The organism is Sphingomonas edaphi, from assembly GCF_003583725.1.
Lineage (GTDB): Bacteria > Pseudomonadota > Alphaproteobacteria > Sphingomonadales > Sphingomonadaceae > Sphingomicrobium > Sphingomicrobium edaphi.
This window is the reverse complement of sequence record NZ_QXTF01000002.1, coordinates 148,252-171,723: the sequence shown is the minus strand read 5'-3', so window position 1 is coordinate 171,723 and position 23,472 is coordinate 148,252. Positions and strand designations below refer to the sequence as shown.

Genomic DNA, 23,472 nt, shown 5'->3' with positions numbered 1-23,472 from the left:
GGTCGTGCATACGAATTATTGCCGCTTATCGATCGATGCCCGGCGATTTTTTACCCAGAAAGCTAAGATGATCAGCATGAATGCCGCCAGCCGGATGAGATACAGCGAGCTGCGCTCTTCCACCGGAACGCGGGTGAAAGTCAGCAGCGCCTGATTGAGTCCGAGGAGGAGAAATGCCGCCGAAAAGGCCAAGAATAGGCCTTCCCGCGTACGGCGCCAGAATTTTAGGAACATAAGGGCCGCGATCGCATAGCCCATCGAAATCGCACCGGCGAGGAAGTCGTTCGTCATCGGTCATCCTCCATGCCCCAGATAAATCCAAAAAGAAGCACGGCAACGGCGGCAAACGACGACCACAACCTTGCCAGCCGGAAGTTCACGTCTGGGAAAACGACCATGTCGAGCACGACAAACAGATTCGCCAGTGCAAGGAGCGCGAAACACAACGCACTCCACAAGAGCATCGACGACCTGTTGCGGAGATAACTGCGGCCTAGCAAGGCCGCGCACGCGAGGCTGGTCAAGAAACAGAGCAGATAGACGGCCGTCGGAAACGAAAGGTCCATGGTTCAATCCTTCCGCAGACGAAACGCGTCGGCGAACGCGGTTATTCCCGGCACTGTATTCGAAACAATGATCCGCCGCACCTTGTCCGGACTCTTAGTGTAAAAGTCGATCGACGCCGCGATCATTTCAGCCGTCCGGGGATCGCTAGTTCGCAAGCCAACCTGCCCCTCATCGGTGAGCGTAATTAGCCCGGCAGCAAGCAATGACTCCATGCATTGCCCAACAACGGAATCGCTCGCGCGAAGCGCATCGATCAACTCATCGCGTGAGTGGGTTCGCGCAGGCTCCGAATGAAGGAACTGGATAAGGTCGATAGCCCAGACCGAGCGGAAACTACTGCTAATAAAAGATTTGATGTAGGAATCGCTCGGCATGCCGGGGATTTGTCGCTCGCACATTTAAAGTGATCGAAGGTAGCTTTTCTAGCTGCCGTGACGCGCGAGGCAACCCGCTGTGGCAAAGATGCCATCAACCATCAAAGTTGTTTGAAGAATGGAACCGATAAGAATTCCGGGAATTCCCCCTTCGGGGAGGGTGTGTCGTACTCTCCCGTCTTTTTGCCGGTTGAGAGGTGCGCATGAACAAGCAAGGCCCGCGCTCGGAGTATGGCGTTTCGCGCAGGCAATTGATTTCCGCACTTCGACGCTTGCGGCGCGGTGACTTTACCGTCCGCCTCCCCGAAGACGGGTCCGACGAAGACAGCGAGATTGCCGCACTGTTCAACGAGGTCGTCGGCCTTAACCAGCAAATCACCGAAGAATTCGAGCGGCTGTCCACTACGGTTGGCAAGGAAGGCAAGATTGGCCATCGCGCTAAGGTGCGGGGGGCGAGTGGCGGGTGGGAAACCAAGCTTCGCGCCGTCAACGAGCTGGTCGACGACATGGTCCAGCCGATCACAGAGGTCGCCCGCGTCATCGGCGCAGTCGCGAAGGGCGACCTGTCGCAATCGATGACCGTCGAAATCGAAGGGCGCGCGCTTCGCGGCGAGTTCCTGCGTATCGGCAAGGTCGTGAACGCGATGGTCGAGCAGCTTGGCTCCTTCGCGTCTGAAGTGACCCGCGTGGCCCGCGAAGTCGGCACGGAAGGCAAGCTGGGCGGGCAGGCGAACGTGAAAGGCGTCGCGGGGACGTGGAAAGACCTCACGGACAACGTGAACCTGATGGCTGCGAACCTGACGGGACAAGTGCGCAACATCGCCGAAGTGACGACCGCCGTCGCGTCGGGCGATCTGTCCAAGAAAATCACCGTCGACGTGAAGGGTGAAATCCTCGAGCTCAAAAACACCATTAACACGATGGTCGACCAGCTCAACTCGTTCGCCTCCGAAGTGACCCGCGTTGCCCGCGAAGTAGGCACCGAAGGTAAGCTCGGCGGCCAGGCGCGCGTCGAAGGCGTCGCCGGGACGTGGCGAGATCTTACCGAAAATGTGAACTCGATGGCAGCGAACCTGACGGGTCAGGTGCGCAATATCGCTGAAGTCACGACCGCCGTCGCGTCTGGCGACTTGTCGAAGAAGATCACGGTCGACGTGAAGGGTGAAATCCTCGAGCTCAAAAACACCATCAACACGATGGTCGACCAGCTCAACTCGTTCGCGTCCGAAGTGACCCGCGTTGCCCGCGAAGTAGGCACCGAAGGTAAGCTCGGCGGCCAGGCGCAGGTGCCCGGCGTCGCCGGAACCTGGGCGGACTTGACCGACAATGTGAATCTCATGGCGGACAACCTCACCGGGCAGGTCCGTAACATCGCTGAAGTGACGACCGCCGTCGCGTCCGGCGACTTGTCGAAGAAGATCACGGTGGACGTGAAGGGCGAAATTCTAGAGTTGAAGAACACCATCAACACGATGGTCGACCAGCTAAACAGCTTTGCGTCTGAAGTGACCCGCGTGGCCCGCGAAGTTGGTACCGAAGGCCGCCTTGGCGGTCAGGCGCAGGTGCCCGGCGTCGCCGGCACCTGGGCGGATCTTACCGACAATGTGAACCTGATGGCAGCCAACCTGACCGGCCAGGTCCGAAACATTGCCGAAGTGACGACCGCTGTTGCTCGCGGTGACTTGTCGAAGAAAATTACCGTGGAAGTGCGCGGCGAGATTTTGGAGCTGAAAGACACCATCAACGTCATGGTGGACCAGCTCAACTCTTTCGCATCCGAGGTGACCCGTGTGGCCCGCGAAGTCGGCACAGAAGGCAAGCTGGGCGGTCAGGCCCAGGTGGAAGGCGTTGGCGGCACTTGGAAGGATTTGACCGACAACGTGAACGCCATGGCCGGTAACCTGACGGGCCAGGTGCGCAACATCGCCGAAGTGACGACTGCCGTGGCGCGCGGCGATCTTTCCAAGAAAATCACGGTCGACGTGAAGGGTGAAATCCTCGAGCTCAAAAACACCATCAACACGATGGTCGACCAGCTCAACTCGTTCGCGTCCGAAGTGACGCGCGTTGCCCGCGAAGTGGGCACCGAGGGGCGCCTCGGCGGTCAGGCCCAGGTGGAAGGCGTCGGCGGCACGTGGAAAGATCTGACCGACAACGTGAACGCCATGGCCGCGAATCTGACGGGACAGGTGCGCAACATCGCCGAAGTGACGACCGCCGTCGCGTCTGGCGACTTGTCCAAGAAGATCACCGTCGACGTGAAGGGTGAAATCCTCGAGCTCAAAAACACCATCAACACGATGGTCGACCAGCTGAATTCGTTCGCATCCGAAGTGACGCGCGTTGCCCGCGAAGTGGGCACCGAGGGCAAGTTGGGCGGCCAGGCCCAGGTGCGCGGTGTCGGCGGCACATGGAAGGACCTGACCGACAATGTGAATCTGATGGCTGACAACCTGACCGGCCAGGTGCGCAACATCGCCGACGTTACGACCGCCGTGGCCAAGGGCGACCTTTCAAAGAAGATCACCGTGGACGTGAAGGGCGAAATTCTTGCGCTCAAGAACACGATCAACACCATGGTGGACCAGCTCAACGGGTTTGCGTCGGAAGTGACCCGCGTGGCGCGCGAAGTGGGCACCGAAGGCAAGCTGGGTGGGCAAGCGCACGTCCCAGGCGTCGCCGGTACCTGGAAAGACCTTACCGACAACGTCAATTTCATGGCCACCAACCTGACAAACCAGGTGCGCGGCATCGCCGACGTCGTGACAGCCGTGGCGCAGGGCAATTTGAAGCGGAAGCTGACATTTGACGCGAAGGGTGAAATCGCGGCGCTGGCCGAAACGATCAACGGGATGATCGAGACGCTGTCGACGTTCGGTGACCAGGTAACCAACATGGCGCGCGAAGTGGGCGTCGAGGGACGCCTCGGCGGGCAGGCGCGGGTTCCGGGCGCAGCCGGCCTGTGGCGCGACCTTACCGACAACGTGAATGCGATGGCGACGAACCTGACAAACCAGGTTCGCTCGATCGCTGAAGTCGCGACCGCGGTGACCAAGGGCGACCTCACCCGGTCGATCGCGGTGGAAGCATCAGGCGAGATGGCCGCGCTGAAGGACAACATCAACGAGATGATCCTCAACCTGAAGGACCAGACGTTGAAGAACGCCGAGCAGGACTGGCTCAAGACCAATCTCGCCCGGTTCAGCCGAATGCTCCAAGGCGAGCGCGACCTCGCGACTATTTCCAACCTGATCATGTCGGAACTCGCGCCGCTCGTGAACGCGCAGTACGGAGTGTTTTACATCGCCAACCAAGACGAGGGCGCGACGAAGCTGGACCTGGTTGCAAGCTATGGAGCGGAGAACCGGCAAGAGCTCAAAAACAGCTTCGAATTGCGCGAGGGACTGATCGGCCAGGCCGCGGCGAACAAACGGGCGATGCAGCTCAACAAAGTCCCGGGCGATTTCATTAAGATTGGGTCGGGCCTCGGCACCGCCTCCCCCGCCAACGTCAACATCCTTCCCGCGCTTTTCGAAGACGAAGTAAAGGCGGTCATCGAGCTGGCGTCATTTGAAGAATTTAACGAAACGCACAACAGCTTCCTCGCACAGCTCATGGAAACGGTAGGCATCGTGTTAAACACGATCGCCGCCACCATGCGGACCGAGGAATTGCTGAAGGAATCGCAGCTACTGACGCAGGAACTCCAGGCGCGCCAGACTGAACTAACGACTAAGCAGGAAGAACTACACAACACGAACGAGGAACTGCAGGAAAAGGCGCAACTGCTGGAGAATGAGAAGCGCCAGGTCGAAGCGAAGAACTTCGAAATCGACATGGCGCGCCGCGCCGTCGAGGAAAAGGCCGAACAGCTCGCCCTGACCTCGAAGTATAAATCGGAATTCTTGGCGAATATGAGCCACGAGCTTCGCACCCCGCTCAATTCACTGCTGATCCTATCCAAACTTCTGGCAGACAACCAGCAGGGTAACCTCAATGCCAAACAGATGGAGTTCGCGCGGACGATCCATTCCGCCGGCACGGACCTCCTCAACCTCATCAACGACATCCTCGACCTATCGAAGATCGAATCCGGAACTGTTTCGATCGAGATCGGGGACATGCCGCTCGCCGCGCTGAAGCAGCACGTCGAGCGGACCTTCCGCCAGTTGGCGTCAGAAAAGGGCCTGGAGTTCGACGTCGAGTTCGCCAGCAGTCTGCCGGCAACCGTGCGCACCGACGAGAAGCGGCTGCAGCAGATCGTTCTCAACCTGCTGTCCAACGCGTTCAAATTTACCTCGCACGGCAATGTCACCGTCGAGGTCAAGGCCGCGTCCAGCGGCTGGAGCAAGAGCCACCCTGTTCTCCGCGACGCGGAAAGCGCGATCTCTATCTCCGTCACCGATACCGGCATCGGCATTCCCGAAGACAAGCAGAAGCTGATCTTCGAGGCTTTCCAGCAGGCCGATGGAACAACCAGCCGTAAATATGGCGGCACCGGTCTCGGGCTGTCGATCAGCCGGGAAATTGCTCGATTGCTTGGAGGAGAACTCCAGGTGAGCTCGGTTCCTGGGAAGGGATCGACGTTCACGCTCTACATCCCGATCGAATCGCCTGCGGTCGCGACTTTGGCCCTGCCGGCATCGTCCACCGCCGACATGGTCGAGGGAGAGCAGCGCGCGCTAGTTAGCTTCGCACCCGCCGATGACCGCGCGGACATCAAGGATGAGCCGTTCATTCTGATCGTAGAGGACGATCCCACCTTTGCGACGATCTTGCTCGAACTCGGGCATGATGCGGGCCTTAAGGGCGTCATTTCGTCCGCAGGATCGGGCACGGTCAGCATGGTACGCAAAATGCGGCCCAGCGCGGTGACGCTGGACCTTGGCCTCTCCGATATTGATGGCTTCGTGCTGCTCGACCTGCTGCGCCACGACCCCGACACGGCAGATATTCCGGTCTACGTCATATCGGGCGCTGAACAGGCGGCGCACGCGCTCACGATCGGCGCCGCCGGCGTGATCGAAAAGCCCGCCGCGCAGGAAAAGTTGGCCAAGCTGTTCGCCGACATCGCGGCCGGCGCTGCCAAAGGCCGGAAGAAGGCTTCACCGAAGCGCGCAGCCACCGCCAAATTGCAGCAAATCCCTGAGCTCGCAGGGACTCGAATCCTCATCATCGATGACGACATTCGTAACATCTATTCGCTGACGAGTGTTCTGGAGGCGCATGACGTGAAGGTCCTGCACGCAGAACGCGGTGCGGCAGGCATTTCTATATTGGAAACCGTGCCCGACGTGGATGTCGCACTGGTCGACATCATGATGCCTGAAATGGACGGCTACGAGACAATGCGCCGAATACGCTCCAAACCCGAGATCGCCAACATCCCGCTAATCGCGGTTACGGCCAAGGCGATGAAGGACGACCGGCAGAAATGCCTCGACGCAGGCGCTTCCGACTATATTGCCAAGCCGGTCGACATTGATCTGCTGCTCGCTCTTATGCGCGTGTGGATCGGACGTGCGAAGACCGGGAAGCGTGGCGGCAAGTCAAAACGCGTCAGCAAGGCAGCCTGACGCGTGTCCAAAGCCAAGCCCGAAGTAGATGACCTCGCCGTGACGGACCGTATGGGACGAGCACGGATCCTGCTCGTGGACGACGACGAGCGGAACCTGCTGGCGCTAACCGAAGTGCTGGACGATCTCGCCGATGTCGTCACCGCGACCTCAGGCCGCGAGGCGTTGCGCCACCTGTTGCACGGCGAATTCGCAGTTATCCTGCTGGACGTCTTCATGCCAGGCATGGACGGCTACGAGACAGCGCAATTCATTCGCGAGCGTCAGCAGACCGCCAGGATTCCCATCATCTTCCTTTCCGCGGTCAATAAGGAAACCGAGCATCTTATGCGCGGTTACGCGATGGGCGCCGTAGACTACGTCTTCAAGCCGGTCGACGCGTTGATCCTGAAATCGAAGGTCAGCGTGTTCGTCGACCTATTCAATATGCGGGCGGAAATCGATGAGAAGAGCCGACGCGAGAAGGCGTTGCTCGACCAGAACTTCAAAGCCAATACGGAGAAACTCATCGCCGAGCGCGAACTTCGGCTAGCCGAACAGCGCCAGGCTGCCATCGTCGCATCTCTCCCGTTGGTCCTCTACCTGGAGCCCGTGGAGCGGGGCCGGAGGAAGCCCTCATTCGTTAGCGCCAACCTGGCGGCCGTGACCGGTTACGAAATGGGCGATGTTGAGCAGGGCGACGATTTTTGGGAAAGCCGGATTCACCCCGACGATCGAGAACGGGTAATCGCCGCGATGAACAACCGGCTGGAGCGTGAGGGCTGGTCGGTCCATTATCGCTGGAAGGGCGCTGACGGCGCATATCGCCACCTTCACGACCAGGCTGTACTTCTTCGCGCACGCGACGGAAGCGCCGTTGAATTCGCCGGGTCCTTTTTTGACATCAGCGAACGCAAGGAATTGGAGACCCAGCTGCTCCAGGCGCAGAAGATGGACGCGATCGGCCAGTTGACCGGCGGAGTAGCGCACGACTTTAACAACCTGCTGGCGTCGGTTCTGGGCGGTCTCCACCTCCTCCAGCGCCGCGTCGAAATGACCGACCGCGACAAGCTGATCGTGGACCAGATGCGCCACGCGGCGGAGCAAGGTGCCGAATTGGTCCGGCGAATGATGGCGTTCGCACGCAAGCAGGACCTGACGCCGGTCAGCGTCGATCCTCGCCAGCTTTGCCAGTCGGTGGCCGGACTCGTCGCACCGACACTTGGCGGTCGAATCCAGATCGAATGGCAGTGCCCGGAAATCGACGCCTATGTTTTCGTCGATCGGTCCCAACTTGAACTCGCGCTGGTTAACCTGATCATCAACGCCCGCGATGCCATGCCGGACGGCGGCACCATTCGGGTCGGGTTCAACGTGTCGACCATTCCCGGCTCCCAAGATCCAGCCAAGTTCGTTCAGATTACGGTGAGTGACGAGGGTTCTGGCATTCCCGCCGAAATCATCGATCGGGTGACCGAACCGTTTTTTACGACCAAGGAATCAGGGAAAGGAACGGGGCTCGGCCTCTCCATGGTGGCCGGCTTCGTGCAGCAATCTGGCGGCAAGTTCGAAATTTACAGCGATAGTGGCAGGGGCACGACGATCGACATATACGTGCCCTCAACCGACAAGCCGCCTGTGCAGACAATCGTCTCAGACGAAGATGAAGTGGACATCAGCGGGCGCAGCATCCTTTTGGTCGACGACGACGCGTCTGTGCGAACCGTCATTGGTGAGCAGCTTCGCGACATCGGCCTAAAGGTTGTCGACGTCGATAGCGGCACCGCGGCGGTCCGCTATGTCAACGAGGGCGCCAAACCGCTTGAGATATTGCTGACAGACTTTGCTATGCCCGGAATGAACGGCCTCGATACTATTTCCGCGATCAAAGAACGCTGGCCTGGCGTCGGTGCCATCCTCATGACAGGCTATGCCGACGGCGATGCGCTAGACGAACTTAAAGGGCAGTTCCAAGTTGTCCGCAAACCGATCACCCTGCCCCAATTGAAGCGCGCGATTGCGCATGCGCTGGAGCTGGCCGATCTTGCGGCCCATCCTGCCCGATGCGTCGCGAAGCAGTAGAAGGCACTAGGTCCCGCTCTCCAATTCCCGCAGGCTGCGGCCCTTCGTCTCACGACCGGCCCAGGACGTCAGGCCTGCGGACAAAAGCGTTGGCGCGAGGAGCGCCAGCGCGGCACCGCCAAGCGTGGGGATGAAGCCGCCTAACGCGAAAGCTTGAACGGTGACTCCGCCGAACTTGCTCGCCCCGGCAATTAGACCGGTGGCGCGTCCGCGAACGCCGAGCGGGTAATTTTCGGCGCAATACGGCAACAGCACTGCGATCATTCCATTGGTCCCGACGATCAGCAGGGCGATCACGGCAATCAACATTGGTGGCCAAGCCAGCACGTCAGGCGGCAACGCTGCCCCGACGAGCCCAAACAGAGATAGGATGATCGTCCCGACCAAGGTCCACTTGCTACTGAACTGGCTGTAAGTCCAGGCAACGATCACAATCGTGGGGAGGGCGACAAGCGCCGAACTGGCTATAATCCCGCTCGCCAGCGAGGAGCTGTAACCTCGTGCCTCGAGGTCGGTCGGCAACCAAAGCAATAGACCGAAGTTGATGAAGCTCCACGCCAGCGCTGTAATGACCAGCGCGATGGTCAACTTACCATGCCTCTCGGCGCGACGGCTGCATCTGGCGGCACCGGTTCTTTTGGGCGGGCAACGATTCCGTATTTGCGCTCCATATCCGCCAATTCATCCATTCGGCGGCGTTCGGCCAGGAACCGCGGCGATTCAGGGATGAAGCGGGCAAGCGCAAGGAGCAGCAGCCCCGTTGGAAAGCCTTGGAGCCACAGCACTCGCCAGCCGAACGTAGGTTCGAACGTATGCGCGGATCCGCTCGCTGCGAGATAGCCCCCGATCAGGCCAGTCCCTCCCACTAGCACCAAAACCCACGGCCGGTGCCTCGGCGGCATGATCTCTGCCAGAAGCGTATAAACGACAGGCAACATGCCGCCTGCTGAAGATCCCATTAGGAAGCACATGAGCAGGTTGAGTTCGAATAGCGGCATGGCGCCGCAGATCGACGTAGACACGAACAGGATTGTCGAGAGCAGGATGGACACGCGGCGGCCGTAAATGTCGGCAAGCCACCCCCAGACGAGTGAGCCGACGGTCGTGCCAATTAGAGCCGTCAGAGGCAGCAGCGCGACCTCCGCCTTGCTGATCCCGTATTCGGCCCGCATGCCCGGCAGGACGAACCCAAGCGTCGCGGGTTTCATAACGTCGATGATCAGGCCCAGCGTCAGGATTGCCAGCACAATGGCGTGCCACCGGTTCAACGGCGTGTCATTCGATGCTTCAAAATTGGTCTGAGCGTGAGATCCGTGTGGGGCACGATGCCTAGGTAGCGCTCCATAAATTGCGGCAGGAACGCCGAGGATGATGAGCGCCATTCCTAGCCACATGCCCGCATCCATTGGCATGCCTGCAAGCCGATTCCCCATGTGACGGGCCATCGACAGCATCGGCAGGTGCAAAAGAACGCCGGCGGTGATCGCTAGGCAGGCGCCCCAAAAAATAGGCGCCCGCTCACCGATGATGCTGGACCTGTCCATCGTCGGACGATGGGCGGTCAGTAGCGCCGGGTAAAGACGCGCGTGGACCAAGGCGCCAAATCAAGGCGGCTCCCTTTCGCCAGCGTTTTCACCGTCCCGCCCTTTTCGGTCCAATCGCCCGCGTACGGCAATTCATCCAGCGTAACGCTCTTCGGTTCGGCGCTGTAATTTTGCGCAACGAAGATGGCATCGCCCGCCTTGGCCCGTACGAAGCTGAACACCTTCGTCGCGTCGCTGTTTTTCACCTGCACCATGCGAGCGCCCCAAGGGGCGTTGTCGAGGGCGGGATGCTGCTTCCGGAACGTGATCCAGTCCCGGATCAGCGCGCCATTGGGATGATCTTTCCAAGCTATCGGGTCTCGCTCAAAGAATTTTATGCGCTTGCCATTTCCAGCTTCCTGACCGTTGTAGATCAGCGGAATTCCTTCCGACGTGAACAGCAGAGCGAAGGCATTGTCCAGCGCCGGGCCGAACCGCTCGAACTCCGTCCCTGCCCAGGCATTCTCATCGTGGTTAGACGTGAAAATCATTCGCTGCGCACCGGTCGGCCATGCGCTCTGGTTCTCGCTGTAGAAACCGTAGAGCGCGCCCGTGTCGGCCTCGCCTTTTGCAATTTTCATTACGGCTTCTGCCCAAGCCCAACCGTAGCTGGAATCGAACGAGGTCAGGTGCAGGTCTCGGTGGTTGAACTCTCCCAGCATCCACACCGGCTTTATCGCTTCGAGGTCGCGGCGGACGTCTGTCCAGAAGTCGGGCGGGACATAGCCAGCGACGTCAGCGCGGAACCCATCGACGCCGACGTCCCGGACCCAATATGCCATCGACTGCGCCATTTCCCGCCGCAATCCGGCATGTGAATAATCGAGATCGATGATGTCGGACCAGTCCCACCAAGGAGTGGAAACATTTGCGCCCTTCCAGTCGCGTTCATACCATTCTGGGTGCTGCTTGACCCACGGATGATCCCAGGCAGTGTGGTTCGCGACCCAGTCGAGAATGACCTTCATGCCTTTGGCATGCGCCGCGTCGACGAAGGCCTTTAGGTCCGCCGTCGTGCCAAGTTCCGGATTGACCGCCCGATAATCGCGCACCGAATAAGGGCTGCCCAGCGTGCCCTTACGGTTCTTTTCCCCGATCGGATGAATCGGCATCAGCCACAGAATATCGACGCCCATCGCTTTTAGACGCGGGATCTGCGCCGTTGCAGCCTTCAATGTCCCCTCCGGCGTGAACTGCCGGGTGTTGACCTGGTAGATGACCGCCTTGCGTGACCAGTCGGGATGCTTGACCCCTTCGAAGCTCTCGGGCGCATACGCACTAACCGGCTGAGCGACGGCCGGAACTGACGCCAACAGCATCGCGACTGCAACAAGAGCTTTCATTTTGGACACCTATTGGTTGACCGGCTAGCCGGTGAAGGTCGATGCGAAGGCTGCCGCAGCGCCGAACAGGCCGGGTTGCGGGTGGCTGACCAGCTTGACCGGAATCGCCTCCATCCGCCGCTCGAACCGACCCTTGGCGATAAAACGATCGGAAAAGCCGCTAGTCTCGAATCGGTCTTTCAACCGATAACCGAGGCCACCAGCAAGAACGACAGCATTGGCGCCATGCGCGAGAGCGAGGTCCCCAGCGACGGCACCAAGCGAAAGGAAAAACCGGTCGACCGCGGCCGTCGCCAGCGGGTCCGATCCGTCCAATCCGGCCGTCCAGAGCTCCTTGTCATCGCGATGGGGGACAGCCTTGCCCTCGATGGCGGCAATGGCGTTGTAGATGTTCGCCAATCCCGAGCCAGCTGCAATCCTTTCGACCGACACACGGCGGAATGAGCGGCGGAGATGGTTCAGGATCTTGTCTTCTAGCGCGTCGAGAGGCGCGAAATCGACATGGCCCCCTTCAGTCTCGATGACGTGGTAACCGACGTCGGCGCGCAGCAATTGTGCAACGCCAAGCCCGGTCCCGGGACCGACCACGGTCGTAACGCCGGTCGCCGGCATCGGCCCTTCTGGTCCGCAGACATGATCAAAATACTCTGCGCCGAGCTGTGCGACGGCATGCGCGACAGCGCCGAAGTCGTTGACGATTTTATATTCGGTGACTCCCAGCCGCTCCTGCATCAACGCCGGGCGGATAACCCAAGGATTGTTCGTGAGCTTCAACACCTCGCCGCCCACGGGACCGGCAAAAGCGATGCCGATAGCATCAGGCAACGCGCCGCCAATCGTGCGCCCGAACTCTTGCCACGCAATCTGAAAACTCGCGTGATCGGCGGTCCTGAACGTAACCGGCTCACCCAGCGACCGAACCTGTCCGTTCGCTATCTCCGCCAGCGCAAACCGGGCGTGCGTCCCGCCGACATCTGCGACGGCGATCGTTCGTCTGCTACGCAACGTCACCGGCTCCTCGTCTCGAATGGAGGCAGCAGGAACTGGAGCGGCACTTCGACCCGCGAGGCCCAGCTTTTCTCGTTATGCTCCTGGCCCGGGAAGTTGCGCGTCACCCAATTCCTGCCTTGGCGGTAGCCCTTCGCTGCGACAATGCGGTCAATGCGCTGCTGGTATACCGCGTATTGCGAGTCCAGCGTCTCGGTGCCGTGATCGAAATAGAGTCGGTGCGTCTTGGGCGAGGCCAGCGACGGACGGAGGTAGGCTTCAAACGAGGAGGCCACGACATTCACTTCCTCGTCGGTTAGATCCTTGCCCGGTTCCGCGAGGAACAGCGGCCAGTGCGTGGATACCATCCCTGCCCCGCCGAAGACCTGCGGATATTGATTGATGGCATATAGCGAGATGAGCGCGCCCATCGACGAACCCATGATCAGTGTATTTTTGCGATCGCGAAGGACGTTGAAGCGCCGGTCGATTGCGGGCTTCAATTCGGTGACAATGAACTTCAAATACCCGTCCGACAACGGTTCGCCGCCATAGAGCCCGCGCACCCGGTCAATGTACTGCGGTGGTAGGCGGTCAAAGGCCTTCGAAGGCAAATATTCGCGAAGCCGCTTTGGTGTGTTCCAGACGCCGACGACGATGGCCGGGCGCATCTTGCCCTCGCGCATGAGCCGGGACGCAACCTCGTCAACCTGCCATTCCATGCCGTATCCGGCCGTGGCCTTGTCGAATAGGTTTTGCCCGTCATGCATGTACAGGACCGCGTACGGGTTGCCCGTGGCGGAATAATGAGGCGGCAGCCAGACGACGACACGACGCGGATCAGCATGGCGGGAGGTCATCACACCAAGGTCGACGATGCGCCCGTCGGAGACTTCCGGCACCACTCGCTTCGGCTCGGCCGCCGCTGCGGCGACCGGAGCCAGGGTCAGGGCCAGCACGCCGGCCAGCAGGCGGACAAGGCGCATCAGCGCCTCGACAACCGAATCGCGAATCCGCCGCCCGGCGCCATCGCCAGCTCGACGCGATCACCGCGTCGGACGACGCGCGATTCACGGATCATGTCCTTGCCCTTGGGGCCTGCCTCCGCTGTCGGGCCGTCGCGATAGATAATGGCGTTATAGCTTTTACCCGCATCGAGGAAATCGAGCGAGACCGTCACATTACGCGCTGATCCATCGGTTACGCCGCCGACATACCAGTCGGGACGCCCCCGCTCCTTGCGCGCAACGACGACATGCTCACCGACCGTCGCGTCCAGCACGCGCGTTTCGTCCCAATCGACAGGAACCTGCTTGATGAAATCGAAGGCGACGGGGCTCGCCTCGTAGTTCTCCTGAAGGTCGGCGGCCATCTGCACCGGCGAATAGATGACGACATACAAAGCAAGTTGCCGCGCGAGCGTTGACAGAATGTCCGTGTCCCCGCGGCCCTTCAGGCTGACGATTCCCGGCGTATAGTCCATTGGCCCTGCCATCATGCGCGTGAAGAACAGTTCCGTGTCATAGACCGGCGGGTTCTTCGGCACGCCCCAGGCGTTATACTCCATCCCGCGCTGTCCTTCGCGGCTGACCCAGTTCGGATAGGTCCGGCGCAAACCCGTGTCCTTGATCGGTTCGTGGGCGTTGACCATGATCCGACGCTTCGCTGCCTCGGTTACGACCTTCAGGTGATGGCGCGACATGACCTGCCCTTCATGCCATTCGAAATCGATCTGACCATCAGCGCCGCGTGCCTGCACGCCGCCTGCGTCGGAGACGTAACCTGTTTTGACCGCGTCAATGCCGTTGGCCCGGTAATAGTCCATTGCGCCGCCCAGCTGAGCTTCATAGTTGGCGATGTTCGCGGAGGTCTCGTGGTGGCCAATGATGTGAACACCCTTCTTGCGGGCATAGGCGGCGATGCGCGGCATGTCGAAGTCGGGATATGGCTTGGTGAAGCTGAAATCCCACCCGTTTGCAAACCAGTCGCCGTCCCAGCCGATATTCCAGCCTTCGATCAGCATGCCCGGAATTTTGTGCTTCGCTGCAAAGTCGATCAGCTTCAGCGCGTTCTCAGTCGTTGCGCCATGCTTGGCGCCCGATGCCCAGGTTTGCGTGTCGAGGTGCATGCCCCACCAGATACCGACATATTTGCGGGGCTTCACCCAGCTCACATCTCCCAGCTTGTTGGCTTCGTTGAGGTTGAGGACCAAGTTGCGCGCGGCGTAGAGTGACGGCGCATCTGGCGTGATCGTCACCATCCGCCACGGCGTGGTGAACTCGCCCGTCCGGCTGACCTTGGCGCCCGTCGATGACGGAGTCAGCACGGCTTTCAGCAGTGTGCCTTCTACGCGGGCGACGTTCATGCCGGAATAATCCACCAGCGCAGCTTCGTGGATCGAAACGTGCGTTCCGTCGGTCAGCACCATGGTCAGCGGGGTCTGGGCGGTGGCGATGCCGCTAACCTGCGTCGCATTGTAGAGATATTCCTCGCGGTTGCTTTCGAACGCCGGCGCCCACCAAGCCTTGCCATCATGAGCCAGGCGGAACTGCGTCAGTTCCTCCGCGATGTTCGTGGCCTTGCCGCTGTCACGGGCCGGGAGGCGGTAGCGGAACCCGATGCCGTCGTCATAGGCGCGAATTTCAATCACCATGCGACGCCTCAGCGGACTCTTCTCCGAGACGTCGACGATCATTTCGCGATAGTGGTTCCGGATCGTTCGGTCTTCGCCCCACGGCGTCGTCCACGTATCGTCCTGCTCGCGAATACGTTGGCCAACGATCTCGAAATTGCGCAGCATCTGCGGCTGGTCGGTGAAGAGGAAACCAAGCTGGCTTTCGCCGATCACCGGCTTGCCGAGCCGGTCGACACGATAGTGCAGCCGGCCCTCTCCGTTGAGGTCCAGCGTTACCTTGAGGACTTTGCCAGGAGAATCGACGGAAACGGCCTCCGCCATAGCGGGGACGGCGGTGAAGAGGAGCGACAGGGCCGCAATAAAGCGCACTAGCATCGGGCAATATATCCTGAAGCGGGAGGGATCATTTCAAAAGACGGGTCGGCGCCGTTAACGCTCAGCAGGACCAAGCCGCCCGGGGCCGGATTGGCAGCTGGCGACGTCGACAGGTTGAACAGGCAGAGAAGCCGTTCGTCGTCCAGTTGACGTTCGAACGCCACGACTTGGTCGCTGACATCGTCGAGAATCCGAATGTCGCCTTCGCGAAGCACCTTCTCCTGCCGGCGAAGCGCCACCAGCTGCCGAGTCCAGTTGAGAATCGATTCCGGGTCACCGTCCTGATCTGCGACATTAAGCTGCAGGTGTGCCGGATCGAACGGCAGCCACGGCTTGTCGCTACCGAACCCGCCGTCCGCACCGCCGGTCCAGGGCATTGGCGTGCGGGCACCGTCGCGACCCAGCGTCTGTGGCCAGTTGGCGATTGCCTCAGGATCCTGGAGCGCGTCGAAGGGAACATGCGCCTGTGGCAGGCCAAGCTCTTCGCCTTGGTAGAGGATGACGTTGCCCCGCAGGCTCACCAGCATCAGCAGGGCGACGCGAACGAAGGCATCCCGCCGGTCGCTGCCCCACCAGCGCGAGGCGAAGCGGGGAGCATCATGGTTAGAGAAGGCCCAGCTCGGCCAGCCCTCGCCGGCTTCGCCCGACCATTTGCGGATCGTCTCGCGGACCACTTCGGGAGTAAGTGCTTCGGCGTATAGATAGTCGAACCCGTACGCGCTGTGCAGTCTCGCGTTTCCCGCCGTGTAGAGTTTCATCTCCTCACCCGCGCGTTCGCCGCCGACTTCCGCGAGTGTAAACGCTACGCGATAACGGTCAGCCAATTCCCGCATTCGCTCAACAAATAGGACAATGCCTGGGTCGCCCTGATTGTAGAAATGATGTTGGAAATCGAACGGGCGGGTCCGCTTGACCGGATTTTCGACCGGCGGATTATCGCGCAGCTGCAGGTCGTGCATCGCGAAGTTGAGTGCGTCTAGGCGGAAGCCGTCGACGCCGCGATCGAGCCAGAACTTCGCAACCTCCAGCAACGCGTCCTGCACATTGCGATTGTGCAGGTTTAGCTGCGGCTGCTCCTTTAGGAAGCTGTGATGATAATATTGCTCGCGCCGGGCGTCCCAAGTCCATGAAGGACCGCCGAACACAGACTGCCAATTGTTGGGCGGAGAACCGTCCGGCTTGGCGTCCGCCCAGACGTACCAGTCGGACCTTGGGTTGTTGCGCGACGAGCGGCTTTCGCGAAACCAGGGATGTTCGTCGCTGCTGTGCGAATAGACCTGGTCGATCATTACCTTGAGGCCGAGCAAATGGGCCCGTTCCACTAGCGCGTCGAAATCGTCCAGCGTGCCGAAGATAGGATCGACCCCGCAATAGTCGGCGACATCGTACCCGAAGTCCTTCATCGGTGACGTGAAGAACGGCGAGATCCACACGCCCTCGCAGCCGAGGCTGGCGACATAGTCGAGATGCGTGGTGACGCCCTTCAGATCGCCAATGCCGTCGCCGTTCGAGTCTGCGAAGCTGCGCGGGTAAACTTGATAAATGACCGCGCCTTTCCACCACGGCGGGGTGGCAGTAGCGCGCGCGTTGCCAAGGTCGGCCAACTTGGTGCTCATCGGGCGGCACACACCGCATAGCCAAGGGGCGGCAGGGTGATACGGATGCTGCCCGGCGCGCTGGCATGTGGGGCGCATTGGCCAGCGAGCGCCGTAAAGTTCCGGCTATCTACTTCAACGACGACATTTTGGGTGATCACCTGCGTCGAGGTATTAAACGCTAGCAGCACTTCTTTTCCGGTATCGGGATCGAAGCGGGACACGGCGAAGAGTCCTGCTTTCTGGCTGGAGGCCCGGGTCAACTGGCGGCCACGGCGGAGCGCGGGCGTTTCGGCTCGGACCTTACCCAGCGTTGCAATCAGCCGGTAGAGCGGATGGGCAGTGTCAAAGTTGGAGATCGCCGTAGTATTGGCTGTGCCGAGCAGGCGGTTGTCGTTGTAGATCGCTACCTTGCTGGGGAACATGTCCTCGCGTGCGCCCTGGTCGCCCTCGTCGCTGACGAAGCCCTGCTCGTCACCCGAGTAGATGGTCGGAACGCCGCGCAGCGTCAGCAGCATGGCATGCGACAGCATGACGCGGTCGAGGACTTCCTCGTCGCTCGCTTTGGGGAAGGCGCGGCGCACGAACATAGAAAAGCGGCCCGCGTCATGATTGCTGACAAAGGTCGGCAGTTGGCGCGCCTTGTCCGCTCCGCCTTCGTAAAGCGGGTCGCCGAAGAACAGCCGTTCCCAAACCTCGGTACCGTCGCCGCCGGCCAGCGTGCGGAGCGCCGCCGCACGAAAAGCGAAGTCGAGTACGGCGGGATAATTGTCGACCCGGGTGTGGACGGCCAGCGTGCCGGGCTCCATCGTGTCCTGGTAGACTTCGCCGAAGATGTGGAAGTTCGGGATACCGCGCGCCTTTGCCCGTTGCAGGATCGCCGGGACGAAAGCTTGCCAGAATTCAGGGTTCACATGCTTGGCGGTATCGATGCGGAATCCGTCGACGCCGAACCGGTCGATCCAGCTGCCAAAAACCTCGATCAGCCCCGCGACGACGCGCGGGTTTTCGGTCATAAGGTCATCGAGGCCGGAGAAGTCGCCGTAGGTCGTGCTTTCCCCGTGCCATTCCGAATTGCCGCGGTTGTGGTACCAGATTGGGTCGTTGAGCCAAGCTGGAACTTTCACCGACTTTTCAGCGGGCGGCACTTCGACTTCATAGGCAAAATTCGGGTTGGTCAGCTTCGCGAAATTTTCCACCGACTTGTCTCGGTCGCCCTTGTAGCCGCCGTTGATCGGCACCCCGGTCGCGCCGCCGCGCCGCTGGTAGGGATAGTCAGCGATCGATCGGTAGCCGCAGGCCTGGATCGCGCAGCCCTTGTACTGGATCACGTCGGCCGTGTGGTTGGCGATGATGTCCATATAGACCTTCATGCCGCGGCGATGCGCTTCGTCGACCAACTGCTTAAATTCAGCATTGGTGCCGAGGTGCGGATCGACCTGAGTGAAGTCCGTCACCCAATAGCCGTGATAGGCCGCGGACTCTTGCCCCGACGGTCCCTGCACCGGTTTGTTCTTGAAGATCGGCGCCACCCAGATGGCGGTGATGCCCATGCCTTGGAGATAGTCGAGGCGGTTGATCAATCCCTTGAGGTCGCCGCCGTGATAGAAGCCCTTGTGCGTTGGATCGTAGCCGGTCTTTAGCCGGTCCCCTTTCAACCCACCGAGATCGTTCTTGCGGTCGCCATTTTCGAACCGGTCGGGTAGCATGAAATAGATAAGCTCGTCTTCCGGCAGGCGCGAGCGATAGTCCGCTGCCGCAACCGGGGTAGCGGTCATCAGCATGACAGCGACAGTGAGCAATTTCTTCATGCTGGGACTTTCTGCGAAGCGGCTGCGCAAAACTGGCGAATGAAAATGTCGTGTGGAGGCAGGCGCGAGGCGGTCCCGCCGATGATGGTCTTCAGGTCGGCGAAAAACTGCCGAAGCTCATCCTTGGTCAGGGCATCCGCCAATGGATGATAGGTGTTGGGGACGATATTCTGGCCCGTTAGCACCTGAAACCAGCCCACTTCGACGAACAGTTCTTCCTGTTCGCGGAAAATGCGGCCGGTCGCGCGGAACAAGTCAATCTTTTGCCGTAGCGAGTCGGGGATGGCCATTTCACGGCAACGTTTCCAGAACGACTCTTCCCGCTGGTTGGCGTAATAATGGAGCACGATGAAATCGCGAATCCGCTCATAATCATATGCGACGCGGCGATTGTAGGCTTCGACGTTGGCGGGGGCGAAGCCGCGGTCCGGGAAATGCGAAATCAGCTTGGCGATGCCGTTCTGGATCAGGTGGATGCTGGTCGATTCCAGCGGCTCCATGAAGCCAGACGACAAGCCTAGCGCCACGACGTTCTTGTTCCATCCACGCTTGCGCATCCCCGTCGCGAAGCGCAACGATCGCGGATCCGCCAGCGCGGGTCCTTCAAGGTTTGACAGCAAGGTTGCGGTCGCTTCGTCCTCGCTGATGAAGTCGGAGCAGAAGACGTGGCCGTTGCCTGTGCGGTGCTGCAGAGGGATGCGCCATTGCCAGCCCGCCTGATGGGCGATCGATTGCGTGTAGGGCCGCGCCGGGCCGACATTCTCGCTGGGCACGGCAATGGCTCGGTCGCACGGCAGCCAGTGGGTCCAGTCGTCGTAACCGGTTTCGAGCGCCTGTTCGATCAGCAAGCCACGAAAGCCGGAGCAATCGATGAACAACTCGCCGCCGATGGCCTCTCCGCTTTCGAGCGTGACCGACGACACGAAACCGGTCTCGCCATCGCGCTGGACAGAGGTAATCTTGCCCTCGATCCGCGTCACGCCGTTGCGTTCGGCAATCCGGCGCAGAAAGCGGGCATAGAGCCCGGCGTCGAAGTGGAAGGCATAAGCGATGCCGTCCAGATTGCTATTGGGAATAGTCGGCAGGCGTCCGAACCGGTTCATCCGCGCCGCGGTCTCGTTGAGCGAATAGTCCCAGAAGCGGTCGGCGACGCCTTCATTGCGGCCGCGCAGCCAATATTGCCAGAATTCTACAAGGCCCAGGCTTTGGCCGACCATACCGAAGGCGTGCATGTAGCTGTCGCCGGGCTTGCCCCAATTCTGGAATTCGATCCCCAACTTGAAACTGCCCTGAGTGGCCGCAACGAATTCGTCTTCGTTGATGCCGACCAGGCCGTTGAACAGGCGGATCGCCGGGATCGTCGCTTCGCCGACACCGACGATGCCGATCTCGTCACTCTCGATGAGGCGGATATTAAGTTGCTCGCCCAGGACGCTCGACAAGGCCGAAGCGGCCATCCAGCCCGCCGTTCCGCCGCCGACAATCACGACGTCGCGAATGCGACTATCCGTCACGATCGCTATCCCCTCCGACTATCATGGCGACCGAAGCCACAATCCCAGAGCTTCCAATGAAAAAAATGGCGGGTCCGACATCCTCGGACCCGCCACCGTCATTAGAACCTGTAGGTAACGCCGGCCATAAAGTTGCGACCGTAGTTCTGGTAGTCGCGAATCTGGCGCGGATCGTCGTTGTAATAGGTCACGAACGGTTCGTTGGTGAGGTTGCTGCCTTGGAGCAGGACACCCAGACCCGTCAGCGGCCCGCTTTCAAACGTATAACCAACCTGCGCGTCTAGGATGACCTCACTCTTCGCCATGACGCGGTCCCGCGCCAGGCTCAGGCCCGAAACCTCCGCCAGGAACTTCGACCGATATCGTGCCGATGCGCGAACCTGGAAGCCGTTCTTTTCGTAATAGGCCGTTCCGTTTGCGACCCACCGCGACAGGCCAGGCATCGAGATCGGGTCCGCACCACCTTCGCGCACCCGGCTCTTGGTGTAGGAGCCGCTGGCCAGCACGCCGAAGCCATCAAGCGCCGGGGTGAAGGTCGAGAAGGGAAGCGACGCCGAAGCCTCGAAGCCATAAACCTTGCCGGCGCGCCCATTCTGCCACTGGTTGGCAAGGCCCAGACGCGTCGCGACCGTGCCGCCGTCGGGCACTTCGAACTCGGTAAAGTCGAACTCGGTCGACTGACGATAGATCCAATTTTCGAGACGCTTGTAGAATCCGCCGACTGAGACGTAGCCACCCTTCCCGAAATACTTCTCGAACGCGATGTCGAAGGTCTTTGCCATTAGCGGCCGCAGCTTTGCATTGCCGAGGTCAAGCGACCAAGGAGAGGCATTGATGTCGGTGTTGTTGCGCCTCGACGAGTCGAAGTTGACGCCACCACCCGGACGCAGCTGGTCCATACGGGCGCGCGCCAGCATGCGGGCTGCGCCGAAGCGCAGGAAGGTTCCCTGAGCAAGCTCAGCCGTCACGTTCAGGCTGGGAAGGAATTCGGTATACTTGTCGCCATCGGTGACGGGCGTCGATTCCGTTTGGCCGCCAACGACCTGTGCGTAGAAGCTGGACCCTTCCTGGTCCGTGTGAACGATCTGCAGGCCGACATTGCCGCGTACTGGAACCTGGCCGAGGTCCTGATCGAAATTCGCCTGGACGAAGCCGGTCAGCACCTTTTCACGGACGGTGTAATCGTTGAAGATTCGGCCGGGCGTCCAGTCCGCTTCGTCAGTCAGCGTGTAGTTGCCGTCCTTGTAATATTCCCAGCTGTCGAACGACACCATGCCGGGAATGCCGATGAAGTCGAGCGACACCGGGTCATACAAATAGTCGGACGGGACCGGCGTGTCGGCCGGGTAGTTTTCGCTCGTCAAGACAAAGCCGCGATCATCCAGCGACTTCTTGCGGCTGGAGTAGTTGGCGCCGACCCGCACACTCTTGATGAAGCCGTCGAGTTCCTGCGTCGCTTGCAGGCGCAGCGAGGCCAGTTGGTCGCGAATCTTCGGCGTATTGACGAAGCCGTCCTGGCAGTTCGGCACCGCGCCGCCGCAGCTGTTCCAACCCTGCGGATCAGTAATCACGAACAGGTTCGGATCAGCATAGTCGAGCGACGGGTTGAAGATGATCCCGCCGTTGTTGCGCATTTCGAAACCCAGCGCCGTCTCACGGTCGCCGACATTCTGGCCACGCCCCGTGCCTAGATAGATTTCAAGATTTTCCTCGGTCTTTTTGAGCTTCGAATAACCAAGGTCGGCTTCGAGCGTTAGGCGCTCGGTCGCCATGAACTTGGTGTTCCAGCCAGCTGCAAAAATGTTCGACGTGCGATGTACAACGTCGTTGCGCATGACCGCCTCGGTGCCCGACCAGGTTCCCGAGGTGACCAGGCCGTCCTCCGCAGTGTAGCCGGGAAGCAGGGTAGAATTGCCCCAGGCGAGCGGAAATTCGATGCCGCGCAGGCGCTGGTCATCCTTGAAGCGCGACCAATAGCCGTCGATTGTCGTGTGCACCCGGTCGCTCGGCTGGAACTCGAGGACGCCCATGAGGCCGTCGCGGTTAAGCTCGTTCGACTTCACATAGGGCTTAGCGCCGCCGATGATCAGGTTGCCGTCCGGACCACCCGGATAACCCCATGCATTGAAACGCTCTTCGGCCGTGGGCGACTTCATCCGGGCATAGCCGATCGCCCAGCCGAGCGTGCCGTCCGCATTTTGGTCAATGTAGGAGATGTTGAACCGATAGCCCTTGTTCGAAATGTCCGGGTTGAGCTTGCCGAGGTCGTTCACCTCGCCGCGAATGCCAACGGCGACGGTGCGCTTGCCATGGGCCAGCGGACGGACGGTCTGCATGTCGATGGTGCCGCCCAGCGCCTGGCCGATCAGGCTGGCGTCGGGCGTCTTGTAGACAACGGCGCCGTTGAGCAGTTCCGACGGATACTGATCGAGTTCGACGCCACGGTTGTTGTTGGCGCTGACCTGCTCACGACCGTTCAGCAACGTGGTCGTGAAGTCGGGAGCGAGGCCGCGGATCGAGACGACGTTGGCGCGGCCGTCGAGGCGCTGCGTTGCAAGGCCCGGCAGGCGCGACAACGACTCCGCAATCGAGAGGTCAGGCAGCTTGCCGATGTCTTCGGCCGAGATCACTTCGACGATCGATGTATTGTTCCGCTTTTGCGCGACGGAGCTGTTGATCGATGCCCGGATGCCGGTGACCACAATGTCTTCGCCGGCCGCGTTCTGAGCAGCGGCGGCGGCTTGCTGCGCGGCAGCGGCTGCATCCTGCGCCGAGGCGGCGGCTTCCTGCGCAGCCTGGGCTTTTTCGGCCGCGGTGGTTGTGTCGGCTGCGGCGTCCTGTGCGTGTGCCGGAGACGTGGCGATCAGCGACAGCGCAAGGCCAAGCGCGACGGGGCTGGCCGTCGTCGCATAAAGAGAGCGCGCGAAATTTTTCATAAGACCCCTATTCCCTCCCGAAAGGTTGGCGCGCGCTTTGGCGCACCCGTCCGATTGTTTCGGATCGACGACATAGCCTTTGCAGCGGAGTGACGCGGGAGTCAGCCAGTGCGGG

Annotated in this window: 15 protein-coding genes; 2 read left to right on the top strand and 13 right to left on the bottom strand. The window is 60.6% G+C overall.

The window, feature by feature from the left end; translation table 11 throughout:
• Positions 1–15: 15 nt before the first annotated feature.
• From D3M59_RS07680 to D3M59_RS07670, 3 genes are read right to left on the bottom strand one after another with little or no spacing between them, the layout of a single operon-like run.
• Entirely contained in the window at positions 16–291 is a 276-nt protein-coding gene (locus D3M59_RS07680) for a DUF5985 family protein (protein WP_119533069.1), read from the bottom strand.
• Entirely contained in the window at positions 288–566 is a 279-nt protein-coding gene (locus D3M59_RS07675; RefSeq protein WP_119533068.1) for a DUF5985 family protein, read from the bottom strand. Before D3M59_RS07675 ends, D3M59_RS07680 begins: the two co-directional genes overlap by 4 nt.
• Before the next feature lie 3 nt (positions 567–569).
• On the bottom strand, positions 570–941 hold the full coding sequence (locus tag D3M59_RS07670; protein WP_119533067.1) for a hypothetical protein: 372 nt from the start codon (positions 939–941) through the stop codon (positions 570–572).
• A gap of 203 nt (positions 942–1,144) precedes the next feature.
• Here D3M59_RS07670 and D3M59_RS07665 point away from each other — a divergent pair, with 203 nt between their 5' ends.
• Both D3M59_RS07665 and D3M59_RS07660 read left to right on the top strand, forming a co-directional pair.
• Positions 1,145–6,517 (top strand): HAMP domain-containing protein, encoded by a 5,373-nt coding sequence (locus D3M59_RS07665; protein ID WP_119533066.1) that lies wholly within the window; start codon positions 1,145–1,147, stop codon positions 6,515–6,517.
• A 3-nt stretch (positions 6,518–6,520) separates the two neighbouring features.
• Positions 6,521–8,578 (top strand): response regulator, encoded by a 2,058-nt coding sequence (locus D3M59_RS07660; protein WP_233543193.1) that lies wholly within the window; start codon positions 6,521–6,523, stop codon positions 8,576–8,578.
• A gap of 6 nt (positions 8,579–8,584) precedes the next feature.
• On the opposite strand, the gene D3M59_RS12345 is transcribed toward D3M59_RS07660, so the two are convergent.
• The 10 genes from D3M59_RS12345 to D3M59_RS07615 all read right to left on the bottom strand — a co-directional run bounded on the left by D3M59_RS12345 (position 8,585) and on the right by D3M59_RS07615 (position 23,357).
• A complete protein-coding gene (locus D3M59_RS12345) occupies positions 8,585–9,166 on the bottom strand; it encodes an MFS transporter (RefSeq protein WP_267896946.1) in 582 nt (193 codons plus the stop codon).
• Complete coding sequence (locus tag D3M59_RS12340) at positions 9,163–10,122, bottom strand: MFS transporter (protein ID WP_267896945.1); 960 nt, start codon at positions 10,120–10,122, stop codon at positions 9,163–9,165. The genes D3M59_RS12345 and D3M59_RS12340 overlap by 4 nt, the downstream gene beginning before the upstream one ends.
• 17 nt (positions 10,123–10,139) lie before the next feature.
• On the bottom strand, positions 10,140–11,504 hold the full coding sequence (locus D3M59_RS07650; RefSeq protein ID WP_119533065.1) for an alpha-amylase family glycosyl hydrolase: 1,365 nt from the start codon (positions 11,502–11,504) through the stop codon (positions 10,140–10,142).
• A 24-nt stretch (positions 11,505–11,528) separates the two neighbouring features.
• Positions 11,529–12,509 (bottom strand): glucokinase, encoded by a 981-nt coding sequence (gene glk / locus D3M59_RS07645; RefSeq protein WP_119533064.1) that lies wholly within the window; start codon positions 12,507–12,509, stop codon positions 11,529–11,531.
• A gap of 2 nt (positions 12,510–12,511) precedes the next feature.
• On the bottom strand, positions 12,512–13,477 hold the full coding sequence (locus D3M59_RS07640) for an alpha/beta hydrolase (RefSeq protein ID WP_119533063.1): 966 nt from the start codon (positions 13,475–13,477) through the stop codon (positions 12,512–12,514).
• Entirely contained in the window at positions 13,477–15,501 is a 2,025-nt protein-coding gene (locus D3M59_RS07635; RefSeq protein ID WP_119533062.1) for a glycoside hydrolase family 97 protein, read from the bottom strand. Before D3M59_RS07635 ends, D3M59_RS07640 begins: the two co-directional genes overlap by 1 nt.
• Positions 15,495–17,117 (bottom strand): alpha-amylase family glycosyl hydrolase, encoded by a 1,623-nt coding sequence (locus tag D3M59_RS07630; RefSeq protein WP_119533061.1) that lies wholly within the window; start codon positions 17,115–17,117, stop codon positions 15,495–15,497. The genes D3M59_RS07635 and D3M59_RS07630 overlap by 7 nt, the downstream gene beginning before the upstream one ends.
• Positions 17,114–18,907, bottom strand: coding sequence for an alpha-amylase family glycosyl hydrolase (locus D3M59_RS07625; RefSeq protein WP_119533060.1), 1,794 nt, complete (start codon positions 18,905–18,907; stop codon positions 17,114–17,116). The genes D3M59_RS07630 and D3M59_RS07625 overlap by 4 nt, the downstream gene beginning before the upstream one ends.
• The gene (locus tag D3M59_RS07620) at positions 18,904–20,421 is read right to left on the bottom strand and encodes a tryptophan halogenase family protein (RefSeq protein ID WP_119533059.1); all 1,518 of its coding nucleotides are present in this window, start codon (positions 20,419–20,421) and stop codon (positions 18,904–18,906) included. The genes D3M59_RS07625 and D3M59_RS07620 overlap by 4 nt, the downstream gene beginning before the upstream one ends.
• 101 nt (positions 20,422–20,522) lie before the next feature.
• A complete protein-coding gene (locus D3M59_RS07615) occupies positions 20,523–23,357 on the bottom strand; it encodes a TonB-dependent receptor (protein ID WP_119533058.1) in 2,835 nt (944 codons plus the stop codon).
• Positions 23,358–23,472: the final 115 nt, after the last annotated feature.